Source organism: Bacteroides fluxus YIT 12057 (assembly GCF_000195635.1).
GTDB classification, from domain to species: Bacteria; Bacteroidota; Bacteroidia; order Bacteroidales; family Bacteroidaceae; genus Bacteroides; species Bacteroides fluxus.
On sequence record NZ_GL882625.1, the window covers coordinates 51776 to 77220 of the forward strand.

The 25445-nt window shown below is 41.8% G+C and carries 15 protein-coding genes and 1 other RNA gene; 4 read left to right on the forward strand and 12 right to left on the reverse strand.

Going from position 1 to position 25445, the window contains the following annotated elements; genetic code table 11:
- Positions 1-78 precede the first annotated feature (78 nt).
- From HMPREF9446_RS07155 to HMPREF9446_RS07175, 5 genes are all read right to left on the reverse strand, one after another.
- Positions 79-1512, reverse strand: coding sequence for a glycoside hydrolase family 28 protein (locus HMPREF9446_RS07155; protein ID WP_009124896.1), 1434 nt, complete (start codon positions 1510-1512; stop codon positions 79-81).
- 70 nt (positions 1513-1582) lie between these two features.
- Positions 1583-1939 (reverse strand): DUF5018 domain-containing protein, encoded by a 357-nt coding sequence (locus HMPREF9446_RS07160; protein ID WP_245532254.1) that lies wholly within the window; start codon positions 1937-1939, stop codon positions 1583-1585.
- A 47-nt stretch (positions 1940-1986) separates the two neighbouring features.
- Complete coding sequence (locus HMPREF9446_RS07165) at positions 1987-3675, reverse strand: RagB/SusD family nutrient uptake outer membrane protein (protein WP_039968752.1); 1689 nt, start codon at positions 3673-3675, stop codon at positions 1987-1989.
- Positions 3676-3687: 12 nt separating this feature from the next.
- Positions 3688-6843 (reverse strand): SusC/RagA family TonB-linked outer membrane protein, encoded by a 3156-nt coding sequence (locus HMPREF9446_RS07170; protein WP_009124899.1) that lies wholly within the window; start codon positions 6841-6843, stop codon positions 3688-3690.
- Between the two features lie 544 nt (positions 6844-7387).
- Entirely contained in the window at positions 7388-10039 is a 2652-nt protein-coding gene (locus HMPREF9446_RS07175) for an alpha-L-rhamnosidase (protein ID WP_009124902.1), read from the reverse strand.
- Between the two features lie 247 nt (positions 10040-10286).
- On the opposite strand from HMPREF9446_RS07175, the gene HMPREF9446_RS07180 reads away from it, so the two are divergent.
- Complete coding sequence (locus HMPREF9446_RS07180; RefSeq protein WP_039968777.1) at positions 10287-14339, forward strand: hybrid sensor histidine kinase/response regulator transcription factor; 4053 nt, start codon at positions 10287-10289, stop codon at positions 14337-14339.
- Positions 14340-14502: 163 nt separating this feature from the next.
- Here HMPREF9446_RS07180 and ssrA read toward each other — a convergent pair.
- Positions 14503-14901: a transfer-messenger RNA gene (gene ssrA / locus HMPREF9446_RS18250) on the reverse strand.
- A gap of 161 nt (positions 14902-15062) precedes the next feature.
- Between ssrA and HMPREF9446_RS07185 the strand changes: the two genes are divergently transcribed.
- The 3 genes from HMPREF9446_RS07185 to HMPREF9446_RS07195 all read left to right on the forward strand — a co-directional run bounded on the left by HMPREF9446_RS07185 (position 15063) and on the right by HMPREF9446_RS07195 (position 20454).
- Complete coding sequence (locus tag HMPREF9446_RS07185) at positions 15063-17888, forward strand: glycoside hydrolase family 3 N-terminal domain-containing protein (protein WP_009124905.1); 2826 nt, start codon at positions 15063-15065, stop codon at positions 17886-17888.
- A gap of 279 nt (positions 17889-18167) precedes the next feature.
- The gene (locus tag HMPREF9446_RS07190) at positions 18168-19277 is read left to right on the forward strand and encodes a lactonase family protein (RefSeq protein WP_009124906.1); all 1110 of its coding nucleotides are present in this window, start codon (positions 18168-18170) and stop codon (positions 19275-19277) included.
- Between the two features lie 124 nt (positions 19278-19401).
- A complete protein-coding gene (locus HMPREF9446_RS07195; RefSeq protein WP_009124907.1) occupies positions 19402-20454 on the forward strand; it encodes a DUF4831 family protein in 1053 nt (350 codons plus the stop codon).
- Positions 20455-20551: 97 nt separating this feature from the next.
- Here HMPREF9446_RS07195 and HMPREF9446_RS07200 read toward each other — a convergent pair whose 3' ends face one another.
- From HMPREF9446_RS07200 to HMPREF9446_RS07225, 6 genes are all read right to left on the reverse strand, one after another.
- On the reverse strand, positions 20552-20905 hold the full coding sequence (locus tag HMPREF9446_RS07200) for a PqqD family protein (RefSeq protein WP_039968778.1): 354 nt from the start codon (positions 20903-20905) through the stop codon (positions 20552-20554).
- Between the two features lie 17 nt (positions 20906-20922).
- Positions 20923-22314: an MFS transporter gene (locus HMPREF9446_RS07205; RefSeq protein WP_009124909.1), complete on the reverse strand. Its 1392-nt coding sequence runs from the start codon at positions 22312-22314 to the stop codon at positions 20923-20925.
- A gap of 152 nt (positions 22315-22466) precedes the next feature.
- Positions 22467-22847 carry a preprotein translocase subunit SecG gene (gene secG, locus HMPREF9446_RS07210; RefSeq protein ID WP_009124910.1) on the reverse strand — a complete coding sequence of 127 codons (381 nt, stop codon included), beginning with the start codon at positions 22845-22847 and terminating at the stop codon, positions 22467-22469.
- 4 nt (positions 22848-22851) lie between these two features.
- On the reverse strand, positions 22852-23670 hold the full coding sequence (locus HMPREF9446_RS07215) for a hypothetical protein (RefSeq protein WP_009124911.1): 819 nt from the start codon (positions 23668-23670) through the stop codon (positions 22852-22854).
- 7 nt (positions 23671-23677) lie between these two features.
- Positions 23678-24202 carry an LptE family protein gene (locus tag HMPREF9446_RS07220; protein ID WP_009124912.1) on the reverse strand — a complete coding sequence of 175 codons (525 nt, stop codon included), beginning with the start codon at positions 24200-24202 and terminating at the stop codon, positions 23678-23680.
- Entirely contained in the window at positions 24189-25445 is a 1257-nt protein-coding gene (locus tag HMPREF9446_RS07225) for a sigma-54 interaction domain-containing protein (RefSeq protein ID WP_009124913.1), read from the reverse strand. Before HMPREF9446_RS07225 ends, HMPREF9446_RS07220 begins: the two co-directional genes overlap by 14 nt.

Genomic DNA, 25445 nt, shown 5'->3' on the forward strand with positions numbered 1-25445 from the left:
GATATGGATACTAACGACAAATAGACCGGATGCATACATTTTTGACGAAAACACATACAAAAAAGTAGAATCGCCAAACTATTGTAGCTCCTCCGGTACCTTTACATTCTTACAGTCTTTTAAATGAACCGCAGAAAGTTCACTGAATGGAGACTGCAATGTCGAATTAATAATCTCCAGTCCATTCACATCGTCCGCAACGAAAGCATATCTTTCTTCTTCATTACCAATTATTGAAAGTTTCGTATTTATAAAACGAATATTGTCTGCATGCCGGACATAAAAACCATAAGCAGGTAACATAACCCCAAACATCCTATTCTCCGGATACTCCTCTTCAGCTTCGGGAACTTCAGCTTGAGTATCTATGATTTTGCCTCCTCCTTTCAGCCTGAAATCGATATCGCTAATTTCAACATTTTCAACACGGAGTCCTGGAACACCTGTAATGGAACTCGCAACATAACTTACAGAAGTTGCCGTAATATTCTTTATTTGTATATTCTTCAAGTATGAGTTGTCTGAATGCTTACGTCTACCCAAACGAATAAAGACAGGAGTCTGAACATCTTCCATTGTCAAATCAGAAATCATAACATCCTCCATGAAACCACCATCTACAACCTCAAGTGCCATCCCTGCAATACCTGTTATGGGATTAGTAACACCAGGCACACGCTTTTCCCAAAAACGCAACAAAGACTTGCTACACTTATGAAGAATGCAATCAGAAACCCTGATATTACGAAAACCTCCTGCACTGGCAGTACCGAATTTAATATAGTTACAGTTAGAAGAAAGATTACAATTTGTCACTGTTATATTTTCAACTACATAATTCGGATCTTCACTTTTAAAACAAATTGCATCATCATCCGTATCAAGCACACAATCTCTAATGGTTACATTCTTGCTTTCAATGTCGAATCCGTCATTATTCCAATTTGCATGTCCTTCTACATAAACCTTGCTTATATCGACTCCATCACAACGAACAAAACGGAATGTCCAAAATCCCGAATTCGATAATTTCACCCCATTTACCTTCACCTTATTACAATCAAGTAAAAGTACCAAAGTAGGCCGATTGGGCGCATCATTACCTTGATTAAAAGCAGCACCATTACCGTCTATCTCACCTCTACCTATAATAGATATATTATCTGATTTTTCCGCAAATATTAAAGCCTTACGCCTCCCTTTATCCGGATAATCTGAAATATTCCTACTTCCTATGATTTTTGAACCTTCTTCCAATTTTAAAGTTACATTCTTTTTCAGTACAATAGTTCCCGTTAAATATTCACCCGCGGGCAAAGAAACTATCCCACCTCCATTTTTAGAACAATCATCAATGGCCTTTTGAAGACCACGGGTCGTTATAGTTTTGCCATCTGCATAAATTTCATATTCATCAATCGCTACATTTGAATTACCATGTTCTTTGCCTGTACATGAAAAAAATAATGAGATAAAACATAACAGACTATATATAATCATATTTTTCATCATACCAATCCTTTAAAAGGATGAGACTGTGACAAAATTGTTTTTTGGCACAGCCTCATCACATTCATTCATTTTAATTAGTAGCAGGAGCTACTGTTATCGTCCATTGTTTTACAACTGTTCCTCCCGGTGATGTTACAGTATATGTCCTCGGACTTGAATAGTCTTGAAAACCTACAGCCATACCCGGAGTTAAAGTGGCACCGGCAGATATGGTTGCTACCATTTTGAGGTCTGTAATATCTGCGTCCGCTTTCAAAGACACAGTAATGGCACCTGCTTCAGAATCAATCTGAGTTTTATCACTCATTACAGCTTCATTCCTACCATATAATGTTACATTAGTAATCTCGGCCTTCTCGTATGCCGCATCCACTGTATAGTCATCATCTCCACATGACATTAAAGTAAATGTCAAAGCAATAAACATAAAAAATAATATTTTCTTCATATTGTCCACTCTCTTAAATTATACAATTACCACATCGGATTCTGGTCTAAATTAGGATTCTTATCGCGTGCTGATTGAGGTATCGGCAGTAAATAATCACGAGGTGCCATAAACGTTTTTTTAGCAACAAAAACCTTTTCATAAGTAGGAACTACCGATCCATCCAATTGCTTCACATAAGTAACAAGACAACCTTCCGCATCTTTATTCAACACCTCTTCTCCTATTTTCCAACGCTGGATATCAAACCATCTTTTACCTTCAAGCGCCAATTCTACACGACGTTCATGACGAATGCGTGTTCTCATCTCATCTTTATTCAAGCCACTCGGAAGACCTGGTAATCCTGCACGGGCACGAATTTCATTGATAGCGCTATATACCTCATTTGTAGGTCCATTTACTTCATTCTCAGCTTCTGCCAATGTTAACAAAACTTCAGCATATCGCAACACAATAAAATTGTGGCCACCACCAACACCACGTCCGCGATTATCATATCCACAAAGCACTTTCTCATTCATATATTTGCCAATGTAATATCCAGTCTTTGTACATGAAGGTTTATCAGCACTATACATGCCATTAGGATTCTCCTTCAAATTCAGATTGGTTGGAGTATTTTGAGCAGTATATAAAATTTTATTTTTCCAAGGCTTACCATTATAGTGAAGAGTTGCATAGAAACGTTTATCCCGATTTTCATATGGTGCTGCCGCATGTTCAGGATTACTCCAGTCAAAGGGTTCGCCGGTTATCATCTCAAATTCATCCGCCAAACTTGCAGTCGGGTGATCTTTACTCCAACCATATTCAGCCGGTGTTCCCGGCTGGGGAGGCGCCAACACAGTCTGGGCACTTGACCAACGATACGGATATGCGTATTGGATATCAAATATAACCTCACTGTTATGTTCATTTTCCTCATAGAACATTTCCGCAAATCCTTCTTGATACAAAGAATAGGTTCCTTTTAAATCACCATTTACTAATATGCGAGCTGTTTTAGCCGCATCTGCATAATATTTAGCATCAATGACACCACCGGCATACAAATAGGTAGCAGCCATCATTCCTAAAGCCGCTCCTTTTGTTGCGCGTCCCAATTCTTCATCAGAAACAGTTATCGGCAAACGCTCTGCAGCTTTTTGAAAATCAGAAATAATAAATTGTAAAGTTGCTTCAGGAGTGGCACGTGCTAAAAATATATCATCTGTATTACGATCAAGCGGTTTATCAATCAATATAGCGCTGCCATAATAACGGAAAAGTTCCAGATAAAACATCGCACGTAAAAAATAGGCATCTCCTATTAAACGTTCCTTTACTTTTTCAGAAAGTGGAGAATCTGACAGATTCTTTAATGCAATATTAGCCCGACGAATAGCGGTATATCTATTTCCCCATCTATCAAGTGGCGCAGAAGAGGAATTAAAATCAAACAAATTCCATTTATTTGAATCTTTTTCACCAATCTGGATACAGTCATCTGTAAACAAGATGTCCAGTGCATGATCATTCAATCCATTTACTTTATAATAGGTTCCATCCAGTTCTCTATATACTTTACTCATGAATAACATTGCACTTGACTCTGTCAACCATATTCCTTCATCCGTTACAGAGGAAGTAGGTTTAATATTGTCCATAAAATCTGTGCATGAAGAATTCAGCAAAAGTAGGGAACAAAAGATACTATATATTACTTTTTTCATAACTACAATTAATTAAAAGGTTACATTTACACCAAATGAACTGATAAACTGCTGAGGATACGAATTAAACGCTTGATTTTCAACATCAAAATCATCCGGCATTTTACTATAAATAGTCCACAAATTATAAAAATCCGCATATAGACGCAAGCTTTGCATTTTTGCTTTTTTCAATAATTCAGGCTTAAAAGTATAACCGATTTGTAATGATTTTAACTTTACGTAGGTAGTGTTTACCATCCAGTAAGAGGACGTTTCATAGTTTTGATTACGCATAGAAGCTGACAGACGAGGATATTTGGCATTTGGATTCGGATTAGATTCGGTCCATGAATCCAAATGTTCACGACGTGGATGAATAGCATCTCTGAAAGGATAACGCACGTTTCGGTCTCCATTGCTACCCAAATAATAATCAGACCCACCTGCTCCCTGGACAAACATAGACAAGTCAAAATTCTTATACTCTAAACGGAGATTATATCCCCACATCACTTCTGGTGTCTCATTAAAACCGATAATCACTTGATCTTCACTGTCAATCTTTCCATCGCCATTAATATCTACATATTTAATATCACCCGGCAATACACCTTTTTGATAAGCCCAATTATCTATATCTTCCTGGTCTTTGAATAATCCGGCAGCTTTATATCCCCATGTACGTCCACTAGGTTGACCTGTTTTACGCTTTCTTGGGTTATTCTTTGTACCTGCAGCTTCACGGATTTCAATTTGTTTATCACGAGTAAACCCAAAAGAGAACGTATTAGTCATTTTCAGACCACAATTAAATGTATAATGACTACCTAGTGAGGCATCAAAACCATATCTTTCATCTTTACCTGCATTCTCTTTCGCTAATCCTACCCCGTATTCTGTAGAAACAATTGCATTAGGACTCAATATTTTATCAGAACGTTTATCACGATATACATCAAATTCTGCAAACAACAAGTCATTCCACAAATTAATATCCAAGCCGATATTAGCTTTCCATACACTTTCCCAAGTCAAAAAGAGGTTCGGTTCCGCTCCCTCAGACAATGCCTGTAATTGAACAGGGTCTTTACCAAACACAGCTCCACCTTCTATCTTATATTGAGCCAAGTAAGCAAAAGCATCTCCTACAGGATTACCAGATTTACCATAAGACGCACGTAACTTCAAATTATTGATAAATGAAAAATTATCTTTAATAAACGGCTCTTCCGAGAGTCTCCAACCAACAGACGCAGAAGGGAAAAATGCACTTCTACGATCAGGAGCATACTGGTAAGTTTGGTCATAACGTCCTGCTAATTCAAGCATATATTTCTGGGCATAATTATAATTCAAACGCATAACATAACCTTGCTGACCAAAACGGCTTGTAGTACCGGAGTTACTGATAAACTCTGCAATAGGACTTCCCATATTTAACTCTGGAATCCAAAAATCATAGTTCTTTCTTCCAGCTTTAGTTTCAAAAATATTTCCCCATCTTCTTTCAAATACCCCCAACAGGCCTACCTCGTGTTTCCCAAATGTCCTTTCATAATTCAAATGAGCTTGGATTGTATAGTAAGTCCATTGCTTATTTGTTACATTTAAAGATGGTTTTGCTTCACCGCCTTGTTGTTCTTCTATTTCTCCTGCATCATTATACGCATAAGCAGTAAAAGGATATTGCCATTCTTTTGCATCATATATCTGACGGTCGTAACTAAATAACGCCTTTGCAGACAATCCTTTCAAGAAAGGTAATTGTTGGTCCAAAGAAACTGTTATATTCTGAAAGTTATTATTATATGTCTTATCTGCGCCATCATGAACACCCATATACATACTTGAACCGCCCCCTTGCATAGCAGGTTTACCACCTACCATATTAGGTACAGTCGGAGCGCATAAGCGATATAAATCTTCCATCATCTTCTTGCCATCATAATAATGGCTTTTCTTTGTATCATAGGCTAAATTGATATCTACACTAACCTTTGTAATATCTATTGGGTGGAAATCAACATTTGAGCGTAGATTGAACCTGTCATATCCAGTATCTTTCCCCATCATACTACCTTGATACATGTAGCCAAAAGAAGCGAATGCATTAATGTATTTATTTCCACCACTTAATGACAGATTATGACGAGTGGTTGTAGTAGTCTTCATGTATTCGTCCATCCAATCTGTATTTTTATACCGATCATCAGTCCCATCCTTGTATTTTTGCAGTATTTCAGCACTATACATTTCTTTTTCACGTCCGTCCATCTTCAACGCTTCATTGTACAAAGTCAAAGCATCATAAGCATTCAAGAAATCAGGTATATTCATTGGCGTCTGAAAACCTACCGAACCATCATATGTCAAAGAAACTTTTCCTTCTTTTCCTCTCTTTGTATTAATCAAAATCACACCATTAGCTCCTTTCAAACCATAAGGTGCGACAGCAGCAGCATCCTTCAAAACTGAAATAGACTCAATATCTGCCTGATTTACTTTCTCCCACGGACGTTCAATGCCATCTACCAATACCAAAGGCTTATTACCACGCAATAATACAGTTGCTGCATCTTTACCTGGTTCACCAGAAGTCTGCCGGGTAATAATGCCCGGAATCTGCCCTCCTAACTGGTTGGAAACATTTGCCACCGGAGCTTTGATTTTATCTCCCTGGACAGTGGCTACCGCAGAACTCATTGTCATACGTTTCTGAGTACCGTAACCAACAATAACGACTTCATCCAACAGTTTAGAATCTTCCTGCAATGTAATAGTTAAAGGAGTTCCAACCATTGCTTTCAAAGTCTGAGTCTGAAAACCTACATATGAAACTTCAATTGTCGGATTAGAATCATCAACAGACAAGCTAAAATTACCGTCTATATCAGAGATAGCACCTTGAGCAGTACCTTTCACTTTAATGGTTGCACCGATAATAGCTTCACCTCTGGCATCAAGAACTTTTCCCGTCAATTTTTTTGTTGTTTGTGTAATCCCTTGTGTATTTAATACAGTGCTGTGAGTTTGACTGTCTTCAACAGCATACGCCCTGGTAGCTGCAATAAAGCCAAACGACAAAAATGCCGCCGTTAAAATTGATTTCTTAGTAAATGGCATGAAATCTTCCAGCCAGTAATATCTAAGAATCATTTTCTTTTGAACATTAAGTTTTTCTTGCATAATTGTGTATTTTAATATTAGAAATAGTTATAAAACCAAATTGAAGAAAAATAAATTTGATCAGATTATCTTCTTATCATACTAAAATCAAGGAGGATGTTTTTCCATATTTATATTGTTTTTTAAAGGTTAAACAAATACTTTCCATTTTTCGAGAAAGGAGTGGGTAAATCATGTTTTTACAATCCTTACCCCCTCTCTCTTTTACAATCTTTACCTTAAATACCAATGAATGTACGATTAGGAACTTGTTATCCTATATTGTTCTCATCACAAAATTAGCCTATCAACAAAGCCTTTATATGCCCAATCCTGTCATTAATATAGTGAATATAGACATGGCTTTAAAACGTACATTTTTGACAACATCCAATACAGGGAAAGACTAATCCATGAATAATAAGCACATTATTCAAAAGCACATCGCAGGGAAAAGTTGCAGAAACAGCCTATCAAAGCCTACGAGTGAATATCCACATCCACTCGCAGGCTTTGAACTGATAATAAAAGACAGATATATACTGAAAAAATAGAGCTAAAACATTTACTTGCGTATCTCAAAATGATAGGTTCCAGTGGTTAAGGTTATAGCTTCCTTTGGTACCACATCATTCAAATTGAGCTCTTTACATTTCACCTTATGAAATGCAGTTATATATAATGATGCAGTACAATTTGAAGGAACTGTTACCGTATAACTTATCTTATTCTTATTTTGTCTCCAAGAAGAGACAATCTCCCCATACAAAGAAGTATGCCTTGCTTCAAAAGTATCCAGTCCGGACACGAAATTAGGTTTCAATATTATATGTTTAAAACCAGGCGATAAAGGGTCTGGCAATATTCCACCTAAAGCCTTATAATACCAAGCGCTAATTTCACCAAACATAATATGATTCAATGAGATATCTTTTTTACCGTCAATACGCCAATTCTCATAAAGAGTGGTTGCCCCATTTTTTATCCACCATCCCCAAGACGGATAAGTTTCTTTAGATGCCAATTGATAGGCAATATCCACATACCCATTCATGCTTAAAGCATTTAAAATAGTCTTGCTTCCCAATAGGCCAACATCCATAGTTCCATCTTTCCTGACCTTCTCTGCCAGTTTTCCGGCAACTAATTCCCTCATATCCTCAGGAACAATATTCCAATATAGAGGGGCACTTAATTCCGTCTGACTTCCGCTACAATAAATACCGGTTTTTCTATTTAAAAAACGAGTATTGATAGCATCTTTTATTTCCTGAGCCAAATCTGAATATTTTTTGTAATCGGCTTCCTTATTTAATAATTTCGCAGCTTTGGCCAATATATCCGTATCTACATAATAATATATAGATGATGTCAATGCCTTTTCCGAACGGGACTTAATAGGAATCCAATCTCCCAGCCCCCAATCCGTTATACCGTCGGGATACATATACCGCAAATGATCTACATATCTTTTTATATTATCATATACAGATGCGAGCAGATGTATATCACCATAAAATAAATAAATATTCCAAGGAATAATAGCTATCGTGCTGGTCCAGTCAACTCCATTCCCCCAATGATACCCCCATCCTCCGGTAGGAATAATAGCAGGAAGCACTCCATTGGGAGCCTGTTCATCCTGATGATCAGCCAGCCATTTCTCATAAATCGTGATTCCGTCATAATTATAGAGTGCCGTTTCAATTGCTATATGCGCATCTCCTGTCCACCCATTTTTTTCCCTTTGAGGACAATCTGTAGGATACCCAAACAGATTTGATAAATAAGATGAATTCGTAGCCTTCCAAATTTTATTCAAAAGTTCACAGGAAGAAGATATTTTTCCTACGGATGCCACATCGCTATGCATAAAATAAGCTTTCAAACTGTTTTCTGAAAGTTCAACCGGTTCATTTGTTGATATCTCGACATATTGGAATCCTTTATAATTAAACCGTGCACGAAAGGTACCTTCACCCGTTTCGCCCAATATGAAAATATCTGTCTGAAATGGGTCTGAATCATCTTTGGGACGATAATGATAATCAATATTCGACATATCAGCCTTGTTATCATCCCCTATTCTTTCCGAATGGCTTAAACGAATTTCCGTTCCTGGCTTTCCTTTTATTGTCAGCTCGCTAACACCTGCTATATTTCTCCCAAAATCAAACAAATAGCTATAAGGAGAGGATTTTATCATTGATACAGGATAAAGGGTTTCCACGTCTCGGACAGGCTCCATCTGTTGTGATCTGATTACACGTGAAGGGGCAGAAGTACAACTTACATTTTTCCATGCCTCATCATTAAAGTCCGGAGTATTCCATCCCACCTGTTCCAAACGTGCATCATAATGTTCAGCCGTATAAATGCTGTTAAAAATAACCGGACTTAAAGAGGTCTTCCAGTCAGAACCGGTAGAAAGGAATTCCACATTACCGTCATCATACACGACACGTATATCCATACAAAATTTAGGCCGGCCACGCCATGGAGCCTGATCAAAATTCCATACTGCGGTAGATTGATGATTATACCACCCGTTTCCCAGTAACACTCCAATGGCATTATCGCCGTGCTTCAACATACCCGTTACATCATGTGTCAAATACAAAGTGCGTCTATCAAAACGGGTATAAGCAGGATCTAAACGATGGTCACCAATCCTTGCCCCGTTGATATAGAGTTCATATAGACCTGCAACGGCAATATAGGCACGTGCACTTTTAATCTTATGCTTTATTGCAAAATTCTTTCTAAAATAAGCAGCCGGTTTTAGATGAATATTATGAGTATCTGATATCCAGTTACCTTTCCAGTTGCATTCATCCATAACTCCTGTTTCAAAATAAGTGATGCCACTGTGATAACGGTTTCCAGAGGTATCCCACACGTCCACTTTCCAATAATATCGCGTATAGGGTTCCAAAGGCTCCCCCGAATAAACTGCCAGGACATCAGAAGAGAATATCTTGCCTGAGTCCCAACAATTCCCGGATCCATGGGAAACAGCTACAGAATCTGTCCCTACAACTATCCGGTATATTTTCTGGCTGTCAACCCCATCAGGCAGTCTCCAAGTCAATCGCGGAGAAGAGACATCCACTCCCAACGGAACCGCCAGATACTCACACCTAAGATAATCTACTTCCATTGCATATAAGGATAACTTTAACGCTGCTAAAAAGAAGAAAAACAATATACGCTTCATAATAGAACCATGCTTTGATCATAACCACAAAAATAGGTTATATTACACATATTATTATTCTCACGTCTGCCAATAATATAGTTAGCACCTCTCCGGATGTAGTCATCCTTGCCACTTTTGTATTCTCTTTCGCAACTATACATTGCTTGCGCAATCTTGCCCAAAAGAAAAAGTATTTTTTTTATTCATAAAATAAAAAATAGATATATTTGTGTTCGGTAAGCATATCAAAATCGAGATAATACTTATGAAAAAACATTTCACTTTACTATTGTTATTACTATATAGTATAACAAACAATATTTACCCATATAATCTTAGGCAAATCAGTAACCGTGACGGACTATCCAATAGTTCGGTTACTTGCTTGTTTCAAGATGATGAACGTTTTTTATGGATTGGCACATACGATGGGCTTAACATGTATGACAGCCGGAATATCTACATATATAAGCCTGACATCAACAACCAAAACAGCTTATCAAGTAATGTGATTAAAAATATTATTGAAACAGATAGTATTTATTTATGGATCAGCACCAAATGGGGATTGAACAAATTGTCACAACAAAGTAATGTCATTGAAGAATCATATAACGAATTTGGCGAAAACTCTTATATGGCAAAAGACAGCCATGATAATCTATATATACTCAGCAAGCCAGATGTCATATCTTTATACTCAAAGATTGAAAATAAATTCATAGATCTTCCTGTTCAAAAAGGGATAGAACACAATACGGTTTCGGGTATGTTAATAGATGCACAAGACACTATATGGATCAATCATCAAGGTGTCCTGGAGAGATATACCGTTTCTTATGCATCATCCACACAGCCTCAAATCAAAAGACACTCAGACTTCAAGCATACACATCCTATTGAATATGCATTTAATCATAACAATAGAATTATATTTGTCGATTCTGCAGGTAAGATTTATTGTATTACTCAGCATGGGGTCAGATTCATAAAAGACCTACATCAATTAATCAATGAAAGTGGAGAAATAGGGGCTATCATTTTTGACAATGAAGATCTGCTTATTGGATTCAAGACAAATGGCCTTATTCGACTTGATGCTTCAAAAAACTATGAGATAGAAAAAATAGAAATCAATTGCGGTGTGTTTTCATTATGGAAAGACGAACAACAAAACATCATTTGGATTGGCACAGATGGCCAAGGCATATATGCGTGGACCAAAGATGAATACACACTTAATAACATATCATTGAGCCAATTGCCCATAACGAAAAAGCGACCTATCCGGGCTATTCATACCGACCATCAGCACACACTGTGGTTGGGGACCAAAGACAATGGTATCATTAAAATAAGAAATTATGATACGATAAAAGAATATTCAACGACAAATATATCCCACTTCACCATTCATGACGGATTAACAAACAATGCCGTTTTCGCTTTTGCCCCAAGCAAGACGCATTCCATCTTATGGATCGGTTCTGATGGGCCAGAGCTAAATTACTATTCCTATAAAGACAAGAGAATACATACACTTATCAATAATACGCCCACAAGAATTGCCAGAGTACATTCTATGAGTGAAACATGTGATTCCTTATTGTGGGTCGGTTCAGGAAGCACCTTACTTAGAATTAGTTTCACTGTTCACGAAAATACCATTAAAGCTGAAAATATACGAGCGGTCTATTTTAGAGTCCCCAATAGGCAACAATATAACCAGATATACTCCATTTATCCTGAAAACGACTCCATCCTCTGGATTGGCATGCGAGGTAATGGTGTTATACGTTTAAATACCCAGACGGAATCCTACCGGCTCATTACTTTTGACAAGAATGGCATCGCTCCGATGAATGATATTCTTTGTATTCATCAAGACAAGAACAAAAACATGTGGATAGGCAGCAGTTATGGATTGACCAAACTCAAGATACTTCCCAATGGGGAATATGACTATATAAACTTCAATGAGAATGCAGGGCTGCCCAACAATACTATTCATGGAATAGCAGAAGACCCTCAGGGTAATTTATGGCTCAGCAGTAACACAGGGCTTATCCTGTATAACCCGATAAAGAATTCTTTCCGGATTTTCAATCATAAAACGGGATTAAAAGTAATAGAATTCAGCGATAATGCTTTTTTCCAAGATAACATTCAAAACAGATATTTTTTTGGAGGAGTAGATGGAATCGTATGGATAAAAAATGAAGAAAGAAACAAGAAAGAATTTACTCCGGAAATATATTTCACCAAACTTAAAATTTTCAATAAAGACTACAATATAGCCAATTTTAAGAGAACTAAAGGAGATAAGGACGCAATTATCTTAAATCATGACCAGAATTTTTTTTCCGTCTCTTTTGTAGCTATGGATTTCATCAATGGAGAAAACAGCAGGTATTCGTATAAATTAGAAAACTTCAGCGATGTGTGGATAGACACACATTCCAACGAAGCCCAATTCACTAATATCCCCCCTGGAGATTATTATTTAAAGGTAAAATACAATGATGGAAGCAACAATAATGAAAATCTAACTCAAAGTATCCATCTGATAATTCTTCCTCCATGGTATCAGTCCGCCCTTGCTCAAATAATATATGTATTATTGACCATCGGCATGGGATTAGGTATATTTAGATATATCCGGTGGAAATACGAACGAAGAAAATCTTCCATAACCAGAAGATTGAATGAAAAATATAAAGAAGAAATGTATGAAGGCAAACTACGCTTCTTCACCAATATTACACATGAATTTTGCACACCGCTAACTCTAATCTATGGTCCCTGCGAAAGGATACTCCATTACGAACACAGTGATGTATTCATAAAAAAATATGCCCAGATTATTAAATCAAATACAGAACGCCTTAACAGTCTGATACAGGAAGTCATCGATTTCCGCCGCATGGAAACCGGCAACCAGATATGTCATATACAAGAATTGAACATCAGTGAACTGGCAAACAAGATCATAGAATCATTTGATGAACTGGCAGAGCAAAACCATATCCATCTGGAAACGGACATCGTTCCGGATATCACATGGAAGAGTGACAACAGTGGCTTTACAAAAATTCTGAATAACCTTATCTCCAATGCCTTTAAATATACCCCTGAAAATGGTAAGATTCGCATTTATATAAACACTTGCGGCAATGAACTAAATATCAGAGTTTATAATACGGGAAAAGGTATCAGTAAAGAAATTATCCCGCTTATTTTCAACCGCTATAGTGTACTCGATAATATCAAAGAGAACAGCATCAAAGGTTTGTCATCCAGAAACGGTTTGGGGCTTGCCATATGTCAAAGCATGGTGGAACTGCTCCAAGGTACCATTGAAGTAAAGAGTGAAGTCAATAAGTATGCTGAGTTTATAGTCAAGCTGCCTCTGCTTGAAATCACAGAACCATTAGAAAACACACCAAACAACTCTTCTATATCCGAATCGTCAAGAATGGATGCAGAGATAAGAACAGCCGAAGAAACCATTGCGGCGAAAGAGCCCAATCAGCCGGAATCTACCATTCTGATTATTGATGACAACAAAGAATTATTGTGGATGCTAAAAGATATACTTTCTGATGAATATTCCATTCTGACAGCAGAAGATGGGGAAAAAGGGTTGGCCATATTAAAACAAAAGACTCCAGATCTTATCATTACAGATATCATGATGCCCAAAATTGACGGCATAACGCTCACCAAGCAGCTTAAAAGCAATAAACATACAGTACAAATCCCATTAGTTATTCTTTCCGCCAAAAACACTACAGATGAGAAAATAGAGGGAATCGAATCCGGTGCCGATGCTTATATACCCAAGCCTTTCAATACCCACTATCTAAAAAGCATCATTAAACAACTGATAAAAAAACAAGCTGAGCTAAAACAGTACTATAATTCTGCGGCAAGTGCTTTTGAATTCAGTGGCGGGCAACTTCTACAGAATGAAGACAAAATGTTCCTGCAAACTGTCATAGAAATAATCAACAACAATATTGACAATACAGAATTCGGTCCTGATGAGCTTGCCGAATCCATGCAAACCAGTAGCAGAAATTTATACCGTAAGTTTAAGCATCTGAACCAACTACCTCCGAATGATTTTATTAAAGAACAGCGAATCGGCCATGCTGCAAAACTATTATTGACGACCACATTGACCATACAAGAAATCATGTATCGGACGGCATTCACCAGCCGTTCACATTTTTATAAGGAGTTTACGAAACACTTTAATCAAACTCCGAAAGAATATAGAGAAACAAATAAACAAAAAGACAACTCTCTGAACTAAAGCAGCCCAATACTGCAATTTCTACAGATAAACAGAAGGAAACCACATGATGAGATTTTCAACAATGCCCGACAGGCCATTATGGTATAAATGTAGCAGGAACAGGAAATCAAGAAATTAAAATCAAAGAAGCTACTGTGAATCAGTAGCCTCTTTGACGATATTGTGGACCTGGAGGGAATCGAACCCTCGTCCAAACGAGGAAATCATAAGCTTTCTACATGCTTATCTTTGCCTGAATTTTCGTGTTACGGCAGAACCAAAGCCATCAACCGTAACCTTATCCTCTAAATTTTCATCCGCGCCACGAGGCTGGCACTGACTATCCCCGATTTGACTGCACCACTTTACCGGAATGCTTCGGAGCAACAGCTTCCGAGTGATGTCACGTCCCAGCACCTGGTGCCGGGATTAAGCTTCAATCTACTATACTTCGATTAAGCAGCGAGAGCGTAATTGTTTTCGCCAGATAAAATTTTGAAGACTGAGATTTAAGTGCCAATCGACGACGCACTGCATGCTTACTTACCATTTCTGCCCGCTGTCAAATCCAGTCAAGCCCATGTTCTTATCCATGATGCACAGGATATATCCTGCTTCACCGCTGCAAAGATACGAAATCTTTCGCATATATGGAAAATATAAGAAGCAAATACGGATTATTTTGCACCTGTTTTACGATAAGAATCACCTATCTTTGTGCCAAAGGAAAAATAGATCACCATGAGAAAACTGATTGCAGCCGTCCTATTGCTAAGCAACAGCGCTTTGCTTACGGCACAAAAAACGATGAAAGTACCGGCAACCTATAAGCCGACGAAAAGTGAAATGTATCATAAAGGTTGGATTGACTTCAACAAGAACGGGGTAATGGATGTATATGAAGACCCCGCCGCTACTGTCGATGCCCGTGTCGAGGATCTGCTGAAGCAGATGACACTGGACGAGAAGACCTGCCAGATGGTCACCCTTTATGGCTACAAACGAGTATTAAAAGATGCCCTGCCCACTCCCGAATGGAAACAAATGCTATGGAAAGACGGCATCGGGGCCATTGACGAACATTTGAACGGTTTCCAGCAATGGGGACTGCCTCCCTCGGACAACGAAAACGTCTGGCCCGCTTCCCGCCACGCATGGGCCTTGAATGAAGTGCAGCGTTTCTTCGTTGAAGAGACCCGTCTCGGAATCCCTGTAGATTTCACCAATGAAGGTATCCGGGGAGTGGAAAGTTACAAGGCCACCAACTTCCCCACCCAACTGGGACTGGGACATACATGGAACCGCGCACTCATCCATAAGGTAGGGCTCATCACCGGACGTGAAGCGCGTATGTTGGGCTATACCAATGTCTATGCTCCCATTCTCGACGTAGGGCGTGACCAACGTTGGGGACGTTACGAAGAGGTTTACGGAGAATCGCCCTACCTCGTAGCCGAACTGGGCATCGAAATGGTACGCGGACTGCAACAACATGTAGCGGCTACCGGAAAACACTTCGCCGCATACAGCAACAACAAAGGCGCCCGTGAAGGCATGGCACGCGTTGATCCGCAGACGTCTCCGCACGAAGTGGAGAATATCCACATCTATCCCTTCAGAAGGGTCATCAAGGAGGCCGGACTACTTGGAGTCATGAGTTCATACAACGATTATGACGGCATTCCCATCCAAGGAAGCTACTACTGGCTGACCACCCGCCTGCGTGATGAAATGGGGTTCCGTGGCTATGTAGTATCGGACAGTGATGCCGTGGAATATCTTTACACCAAACATGGTACTGCCAAAGACATGAAAGAAGCTGTACGCCAAAGTGTGGAAGCCGGATTGAACGTACGCTGCACTTTCCGTTCCCCCGATTCATTTGTACTCCCTCTCCGCGAGTTGGTGAAAGAGGGCGGACTGGACGAAGAAACCGTCAATGACCGCGTGCGTGACATTCTCCGGGTGAAATTCCTGATAGGGCTGTTCGATGCTCCCTACCAGACCGACCTTGCCGGTGCCGACAAGGAAGTGGAAAAGGAAGAAAATGAAGCGGTAGCCTTACAGGCATCCCGCGAGTCCGTTGTCCTGCTAAAGAACGAGAACAGTACATTGCCATTGAATATCAATACGGTAAAGAAGATTGCCGTGTGCGGTCCCAATGCCGATGAAGACGGTTATGCACTTACCCACTACGGTCCTCTGGCAGTGGAAGTCACTACCGTACTGAAAGGCATCCAGGACAAAGTGAACGGCAAAGCCGAAGTACTTTATACCAAAGGTTGTGACTTGGTAGATGCCAACTGGCCCGAAAGTGAGATCATAGACTATCCTCTGACACCCGACGAACAGGCGGAAATAAACAAAGCCGTAGAAAATGCCCGTCGGGCGGATGTAGCTGTGGTTGTACTGGGCGGCGGACAGCGTACCTGCGGTGAGAACAAATCACGCAGCAGCCTGGATTTGCCCGGACGCCAATTGCAATTGCTACAAGCCGTACAAGCCACAGGAAAGCCCGTGGTACTGATACTTATCAACGGCCGGCCGCTGTCTGTCAACTGGGCGGACAAATACGTTCCCGCTATCCTTGAGGCATGGTATCCGGGTTCCAAAGGAGGAGTAGCCCTCGCCGACATTCTGTTCGGAGACTATAACCCCGGAGGTAAACTGACTGTAACTTTCCCGAAGACCGTCGGACAAATTCCTTTCAACTTCCCCTGCAAGCCTGCCTCGCAAATAGATGGCGGAAAGAATGCGGGACCGGACGGTAACATGTCGCGTATCAACGGTGCACTCTACCCCTTCGGCTATGGATTGAGCTACACTACATTTGAATATTCCAATCTTGAAATCACTCCCAAAGTCATCACGCCCAACGAAAAAGCGACCGTCCGTCTGAAAGTCACCAATACCGGAAAATACGCCGGAGACGAAGTAGTGCAACTTTACACCAGGGATGTGCTGAGCAGCGTCACCACTTACGAAAAGAATCTGGCCGGATTTGAACGCATCCACCTTGAACCGGGAGAAACCAAAGAGGTGACCTTCATTCTTGACCGCAAGCACCTGGAACTTCTTGATGCTGACATGAAGCGGGTAGTAGAGCCGGGTGACTTCGCCATCATGGCAGGGGCATCTTCCGAAGACATCCGTCTGAACGGGTTGCTGACCGTAGAAGACTATCAGACCCGCACCCAGGCCATTGAGTCCCGGAAATCGGCCAGCCGTGTCAGTGCCAGTACTAATCCGGAAAGTACAGGGAACGTACTCGACGGAAAAATCAATACAGCATGGCAAGGCAATAAAGGAGATTACATTACCTTTGCGTTGAAAAACGGAAGCAAGACGGATAAAGTGTCCATCGCCTTCACACGTGACAACAATCTGCCTGCCCATTTCGAGATACAGCTTTCGGGAGGAGGCGGACAATTCCTGACCGTATATTCGGGCACCGTCAGCGAATATGGCAAGCTGGTCTCTTATTCATTCAAAGGTACCACTGCCAGCGACCTGCGTATCGTCTTGAATGACGACCGCGTAGGAGTGGCAGAAGTGAAACTGGAATAAACTCTGTCCGCAGCGTGCGAATGCCTGTTCAAGCGGCGCGAATATATATTCAAGCCTTGCGAACATGTATTCGCACACTGTGAACAGAGATTTCTCTTAATGAAGAACAACTTTTCTCCTTATCTTGAAGCACTTTTCTATTAACATGGTGGAATTTATCCTTTCATATCACACCGCTTCTTTATAGATCCGCCTCGTCTTCCACATTGAATTCCTTGCAAAGCTTTCTTTTATCCGCATATTTCCACTAAATTTGCAGAAACCATAATCACATTGACCATGAAAACCCTTCTTTACTGCATGCTTGGATTAAGTGTAACCGCTTGTACGCCTTCAAAAACAGAAAATAAAGCTTCGGATGAACTTTCCATGTTGGTGGGTACTTATACCAACGGAACAAGTAAAGGCATCTATACCTTCCGCTTCAATCAGGAAACGGGAGCCGCCACCCCTCTCAGCGTCGTGGAATTGCCCAATCCCTCCTACCTCACTCCGTCCGAAGACGGAAAATTTGTTTATGCCGTCAGTGAAATGAACGACAGCACGGCCGCCCTCAGCGCCCTTGCTTTCGACAAGGAAACAGGAAGCCTTCGCCTGCTGAATACCCAACCGACCCTGGGTGCCGATCCCTGCTATGTGGCCACCAACGGAAAAGAAGTACTGACAGCCAACTACAGCGGCGGAACCATGTCCGTCTTTGGCCTCCGCAAGGACGGCACCTTAGCACCTGTAGATACACTGTTCATGGGTAGCGCCACCGGTCCCGACACCGTGCGCCAGATTGTACCTCACATCCATTGTGCCCTTTTCTCACCGGACGGGAAATATATTTTTGCCACCGACTTCAGTGCCGACCGCCTTCTGCGTTTCGTCCTGCATCCCAAGGATATCGTCCCCCATCTTTCTGCCGAAACGATCGACATCAAAGCAGATTCCGGACCGCGCCACCTGACGTTCAGCCCGGACGGGAAATACGCCTACCTCATTACCGAATTATCCGGCAAGGTCATCGCTTTCCGTTATGACGACGGCAAATTGGAACAGATGCAGACCATCACGGCCGATACCGTAGCCGCCCGCGGCAGTGCAGACATTCACCTCAGCCCGGACGGAAAGTACCTCTATGCCAGCAACCGCCTCCAGGAAGACGGTATCGCCATCTTTGCCGTCAACCCGGAAAACGGCACCCTGGCCAAAGCAGGCTATCAGAAAACCGGCATCCACCCGCGCCATTTCAATATTACGCCGAACGGCAAATACCTGCTTGCCGCATGCCGTGACAGCAACATTATCCAGGTGTACGAACGTGATGCAACGACCGGACTGCTGAAAGATACACACCAGGACATTGAGGTTGACAAACCGGTCTGCGTACAATTCATACAATAAATATCCCGTGGAAAACCGGCCATAAAAGTTCCATTAGTTAATCTTTCGTAAACAGGAAGTTGAGAATAGAAGAACTTCGCTAACTTTGTTTTTTAATTCATGTGATATAAACAGATCCAACGATATGAAAAAGAAATTAATAGGACTATCTGCCTTGCTGATTGCCTGCAGCACTTATGCACAGACAGAAGTTACCGCCGGTGTAATGCGTGGCAAAGATTATGGAGTGACTTATCTGTTGCCCAAAACTGAAATCGAAATTGTCCTTCAGACCACCAAGCATACATATACCCCCGGTGAATTCTGCAAATATGCCGACCGCTACCTGCGTCTCAACAATGTATCTGCCGAACCGGACGAGTACTGGACACTGGACAAGATACAAACCCGTGTAGCCGGTGTGCCGGATAAGGAGAATGTATATTTCGTCAAGCTGAAAGACAAAACCGTAGCTCCGCTCATGGAGCTTACTGAAGACGGTATCGTACGCTCCATCAATATGCCCTTCAGCGGCCAGCAGACAGGGCCGAATCCCTCAAAGGCCGAAACTCCCGAAGCTGATCTGGATCCGCGCCGTTTCCTGACAGAAGAGATTTTGATGTCCAGCTCCAGCGCCAAGATGGCTGAACTGGTTGCCAAAGAAATTTATAACATCCGCGAGAGCAAGAATGCCTTGCTGCGCGGTGAAGCAGACAATATGCCCAAAGACGGTGCACAGCTCAAACTTATGCTCGATAATCTGAATATGCAGGAACGTGCCATGATGGAAATGTTCTCCGGTACCACAAAAGCTGAATCCAAAACATTCACGGTCCGCCTCACACCGAAAGAAATGAACAACGAAGTTGCTTTCCGCTTCTCCAAGAAACTGGGAGTAGTGGCCGATAACGACCTTGCCGGCGAACCCTATTACATCAGCGTAACCGACCTTAAAACTCCCGACATATCCGGTGTGGAGGAAAGTAAAAAGAAACTGGAAGGGGTTGCCTATAATGTGCCGGGCAGAGCCAAAGTTACTTTGACCCGGAATAACAAGAAATTGTTTGAAGAGGAACTTCCTGTCACTCAATTTGGAACTATAGAATATCTGGCACCGGTTTTATTTAATAAAAACTCTACCGTAAAAGTAGTATTCGACACAGCAACAGGAGGGTTGGTAAAAGTAGATAGAGAATAAAATAAGCCCTATACACAAATGAAAGGCTGTGCAAAAGTCAAGAGTCAATACATCCTCTGATTTTGCACAGCCTTCATTGTTCCTTAATTCCGGTTTTTCAGTTTCTTTGAATGGTCAATTGGATAAACCCGTCTTTCCTCAATTGCATCACATAAGCAGTGACACGTGATTCGTAATGCTCTTCCTTCCCAAAATGATCTGCAAGCAACGAGATAATCTCCCGTACCGTACGCTTGCCGTCTATCAGGTTCCATACGGCAGTACCATGTTCTTCCAGCGTCACATGGATGTCCGGGGACATCCCTTTAGGCAACAGAAAACGTCTCATCCATTCATATTTGAAACGGGGATAGGCGAGTACAATGCACTCTCCTTTCCATTCGGCCGTAATATGTCCGCAGCGCACCGGAACAGCATCCAACAGACTGACTTTTCCTTCGGGTGTTTCCATATTATATCCGCCCATACTTATTTCTGAATATTAGGTTCTTCCAGCTTATAACCGTATTTCTTATCCGCTCTTTTCAATAACAAGGCAATGACAAGAGACAAACAGGCAATCCCGGTAAAGATACACATCGGTATTGTATAATCGTATATACTCGTCCCGTCAGGATTCTTACCCGTTATGCAATATACATCAAGCACTTTACCTATCAAGGTAGGAATACCCCACAGACCGATATTTTGAATAAAGAAAATCAGAGCATAGGCTGTCCCCAACTGGCTGACCGGAAATATCTTGGCTACTGCCGGCCACATGGCAGACGGCACCAATGAAAAAGCAATGCCCAAGACAATCATCAGCACGATAGCTACCAGCCAATATTGGATGAAAGGAATGGCATAGATGAAATGTACACCTATCAGCATGGCCGATCCCAACAACATGATAGAAGCCGACTTTCCACGTTTATCAATAAAACCGCCAAAAACAGGAGTCAGGATCAGCGCACCCAACGCCGGCAGTCCCGCAAAAGCCCCCGCTACGTTCTCATCAATACCATATTTAAGAATCATCAATTCAGAAGCAAACTTCTGGAAAGGAAATACACATGAGTAAAACAATACACACAGCAAGGCAATCAGCCAAAAACCCGGGTTACCAAGAATATTCCTCACATCCTTGAATGAAAACTTTTCTTCCTCACCTTCTGTACCGGCCGCTATAGCAGCAGCTTCCATCTGCCTGTCCAGTTTCTTGTCCATCACTGAGAAAACAAAAAAAGCAATCATACCGCCTAAAAGCAATATCAAGCCTAATAATACCGGAGTCGATATTCCCAAAGCGCGTGCCATAGGAATGGCTACAGCATAACCGGCCTGCGAACCGATACGCGCCAAAGCCACCTGCACCCCCATAGCGGTAGCCAGTTCCTTGCCTTTAAACCACTTGGCTATAATTTTAGAAACAGTGATTCCCGCAACTTCAGCCCCCACACCGAAGATAGAATATCCGGTAAAAGCAATGAATACCCCAGTTTTATAGCCCAGAATCTCGTTCACCCCAAAGAGCGTCGCATCTGCACCGGCAAGCCCGGTCATTGCGTAATATTCCAAGGCTGTTCCTCCTACCATCAGGATAGTTGCCAACTTTCCGGTAAAACGGATGCCAAAACGATCCAGAATTAATCCTCCCCAAATCAGCATCAAAAAAAACACATTCAAGAAACTATAGCCTCCTGTAAAGAAGCCAAAGTCCGTGCTTGTCCAAGCCAGGTCAGTCTCCAACATTGTCTTCAATGGAGCCACCACATCATTTACATAATAGGCCGCCATCATCGTGAAGGCAACAATCACCAACGCTCCCCAACGAGTTGCCTTGGAGTCGTTCAATTTAAGTTTAAGTTGTTCTGTCATTATATTATTTAGATTTAATAATCAAATTACATTGTTGGCAACAAAGATAAACAAATCCTTGCTTAAAAGGAAAAAGGCTGATGCCTTTCCGGGCATCAACCTTTTTCTTATTTCATTAAGCAGAAATCATCTGCACTGCACCACACTCCGCCTTATTCACCTGCAGGTTGTTCGGCAGGAGCGGCAGGAGCCGTTTCAGCAGCAGGAGTTTCAGCCTGCGGAGCAGCCGTACCTACGGGCATATTATAAGGATTAGTCTTTTCTTCCTGCTGTGCCTGTTCCAAAATCACATCTCCACCCTTAGAGGAAGAAGCAGGAACCGTATAAGCAGAAGCAATGCTGAAGACTACCATGACTGCAGCCAGAGTCCATGTCGCCTTTTCCAAAAAGTCTGTAGTCTTGCGTACACCCATAATTTGATTGGATGATGAAAAGCCTGATGCCAGACCGCCTCCTTTGGAATTCTGAATCAGCACAATGAAGCACATCAGCACAGATGCAATCACCATTAAGATAACTAATAATAAGTACATTTTGTTATTTTGATTTAGCGTTAATAATCAATTTCTCCAAAAATCTGATTTGGTCTGCAAAGTAAGCATTTTTTTTTGGATAATTCAAACTTAATTTTTTAATAATTTCAAGTGCTTTGTCATATCGGTGCTGTTTGATATAGATTTTAGCCAACGTTTCCGTGAAACAGCTGTCATCCAGTTCCTCATTGGAAGCTGTTCCGGAAGTTTTTTCTTCCTCCTCACCCTTTTCTCCGGTTTCTTCTTCAAGCATGTCTTCCGACTCTCTGGCAGGTTCCCCTTCCGCCACTTCGGGCAGACGCATATCCGCCGAGTCTCTCTTCTGAAGAAAGCCGTCTATCAACTCATGGCCCCGAAGCTTGGGGGCTTCCGCCCTATCATCCGCATGGACATCCGGCTGCCCGGCCGCTTCCTCCTGCATCAGATAAGCGGTATAATCCATCGCATAGTCCAACTCCATATTCTGTGAATGTTCCTCCGGAACGGTAGCCAGAAAGGCATCTATCAATGAAAGCGTACGGTCCACGCTAGGCTCGTCCTCCATCACTTTGGAAGAAGACAAAGAAGGTTTCTGAGACTTCAGGGCATACCTGTCACCCTCGATGAGATAGAACAGCACGCGACGGTCTGCGACGTACAATACCGCTTTGCGCAATTCAGTGCCGAAGCTGATATCGTGCATCAAATAGAGATTTTTAAGATACAGCAAACGAACCGACTGGAAATAAGGATAACGTGTCACCAAAGTACGCAGTTCATATAAGGTTTCCCTATCCAACATCTCGGGATGCTGAATCCATTGTTGCAAATGTGCAGATGTCATTCCTAAATTACCAGTTAGCTACAGTTGCGTTAAATATTTGTTCTGTAATATCTTTCACCATCAAGGTTATCAGATTATCCTGCACGGCCGTCAGCAGCTGTGAGGAATCATAAGTCTGGAAAGCAGAGAACTGCTGCTCAAAGTCTTCCTCATGATTGGTATTGTTTACATAGCGCACATTGACGGTCAATGTCAGTTTCACCTTCGAAGAATAACCGCTGGCATCCACCGACTCATTATACTGGTTGTAACCGGTTATCTCACCGTCTATTTCAAGGTCACCGCCACTGTTCACAAGCCGCAGACGAGTCTGCTGTATAAACATATCTTTCAGCTTCTGGTTAAATTCCGTAGCCAAAGGCGCATACACATATTCCGCACGATTCTGGAAATCGGCAATGGAGATAGTCTTTACCTTGCTATAGTCGATAGAGCTGATCGGAGCCAGCCCCATAGATATCCTACAAGAATATACCACACACACCAGAACTGCCAAAGCGGCAAACGGTGCTATTTTTTTAATCCAATCCATATTCTTTTATCTTTCTGTATAAGGTGCGCTCGGAGATGTTCAAATCCTGCGCCGCACTTTTACGCTTGCCGTGATGTCTCTCAAGCGCCTTCCGTATCATTTCTTTCTCCACCTCGTCCAACGAAAGAGACTCCTCCACATATTCTTCCGTATCCTGGATATCATCATCTATGGCCGGAGAGGGTTTTACCGAAGGATGTATAATCGTGGGCACACCGGATGTTACCGGAGGAGCCACCGCCGGAGCATTCGGAGTATAATAGGCGGAAGCAGCAACCGCCGGAGTACTTACTACTCCTCTGGCCCGTTCCGTCATAATCTCATGCACCAGCTTCTTCAGTTCCGTCACATCCTGGCGCATATCGAAAAGTACCTGATAGAGTATTTCCCTTTCGCTTTCAAATCCTTTGGAACCCTTGACGCCAAACAATGCCGGAAGGCGTTGCGCATTATTCTGTTCCGGCAAATACCCTTTCAAAATACCGGAATTGATTTCACGGTTCGTCTCAATGATGGAAATCTGCTCCGTGATATTCTTCAACTGGCGCACATTGCCCGGCCACGAGTAAGACAGCAGCATTTGCTTGGCATCTTCCGTCAATTGAATGGCAGGCATACGGTATTTTTCGGCAAAGTCCGATGCAAATTTACGAAAGAGCAATACTACATCTTCCCCACGCTCGCGCAAAGGGGGAATTTGAATGGGAACCGTATTCAGACGGTAATACAAATCTTCACGGAAACGACCGTCGGCAATGGCTTGCGTCAAGTTCACATTGGTAGCGGCAACAATACGCACATCGGTTTTCTCTACTTTGGAAGACCCCACTTTGATAAACTCTCCGCTCTCAAGCACACGGAGCAGACGAGCCTGGGTAGGCAAAGGCAGTTCGCCGACTTCATCCAAAAAGATAGTTCCGCCGTTTGCCTCACCGAAGTAACCTTTCCGTTCACCAATGGCTCCCGTAAAGGCACCCTTCTCATGACCGAACAATTCGGAATCAATGGTTCCTTCCGGAATGGCACCACAGTTTACAGCAATGTATTGTCCATGCTTGCGCCGGCTGTACTGATGGATAATCTGCGGGAAACTCTCTTTTCCCACACCACTCTCACCGGTAATCAGCACGGACAAGTCGGTAGGCGCCACCTGAATGGCGATATCGATTGCACGCGTCAATGCCTCATTGTTACCAATAATGCCAAAACGTAATTTTACTTGTTGTATTTCCGCTTTCGTCAT

Coding starts and splice junctions, on each gene's coding strand:
- HMPREF9446_RS07155 (WP_009124896.1), bottom strand. CDS start 1,512: ATGATGAAAAATATGATTATATATAGTCTGTTATGTTTTATCTCATTA.
- HMPREF9446_RS07160 (WP_245532254.1), bottom strand. CDS start 1,939: ATGTTTATTGCTTTGACATTTACTTTAATGTCATGTGGAGATGATGAC.
- HMPREF9446_RS07165 (WP_039968752.1), bottom strand. CDS start 3,675: ATGAAAAAAGTAATATATAGTATCTTTTGTTCCCTACTTTTGCTGAAT.
- HMPREF9446_RS07170 (WP_009124899.1), bottom strand. CDS start 6,843: ATGCAAGAAAAACTTAATGTTCAAAAGAAAATGATTCTTAGATATTAC.
- HMPREF9446_RS07175 (WP_009124902.1), bottom strand. CDS start 10,039: ATGAAGCGTATATTGTTTTTCTTCTTTTTAGCAGCGTTAAAGTTATCC.
- HMPREF9446_RS07180 (WP_039968777.1), top strand. CDS start 10,287: ATGAAAAAACATTTCACTTTACTATTGTTATTACTATATAGTATAACA.
- HMPREF9446_RS07185 (WP_009124905.1), top strand. CDS start 15,063: ATGAGAAAACTGATTGCAGCCGTCCTATTGCTAAGCAACAGCGCTTTG.
- HMPREF9446_RS07190 (WP_009124906.1), top strand. CDS start 18,168: ATGAAAACCCTTCTTTACTGCATGCTTGGATTAAGTGTAACCGCTTGT.
- HMPREF9446_RS07195 (WP_009124907.1), top strand. CDS start 19,402: ATGAAAAAGAAATTAATAGGACTATCTGCCTTGCTGATTGCCTGCAGC.
- HMPREF9446_RS07200 (WP_039968778.1), bottom strand. CDS start 20,905: ATGGAAACACCCGAAGGAAAAGTCAGTCTGTTGGATGCTGTTCCGGTG.
- HMPREF9446_RS07205 (WP_009124909.1), bottom strand. CDS start 22,314: ATGACAGAACAACTTAAACTTAAATTGAACGACTCCAAGGCAACTCGT.
- secG (WP_009124910.1), bottom strand. CDS start 22,847: ATGTACTTATTATTAGTTATCTTAATGGTGATTGCATCTGTGCTGATG.
- HMPREF9446_RS07215 (WP_009124911.1), bottom strand. CDS start 23,670: ATGACATCTGCACATTTGCAACAATGGATTCAGCATCCCGAGATGTTG.
- HMPREF9446_RS07220 (WP_009124912.1), bottom strand. CDS start 24,202: ATGGATTGGATTAAAAAAATAGCACCGTTTGCCGCTTTGGCAGTTCTG.
- HMPREF9446_RS07225 (WP_009124913.1), bottom strand. CDS start 25,445: ATGACGAAAGCGGAAATACAACAAGTAAAATTACGTTTTGGCATTATT.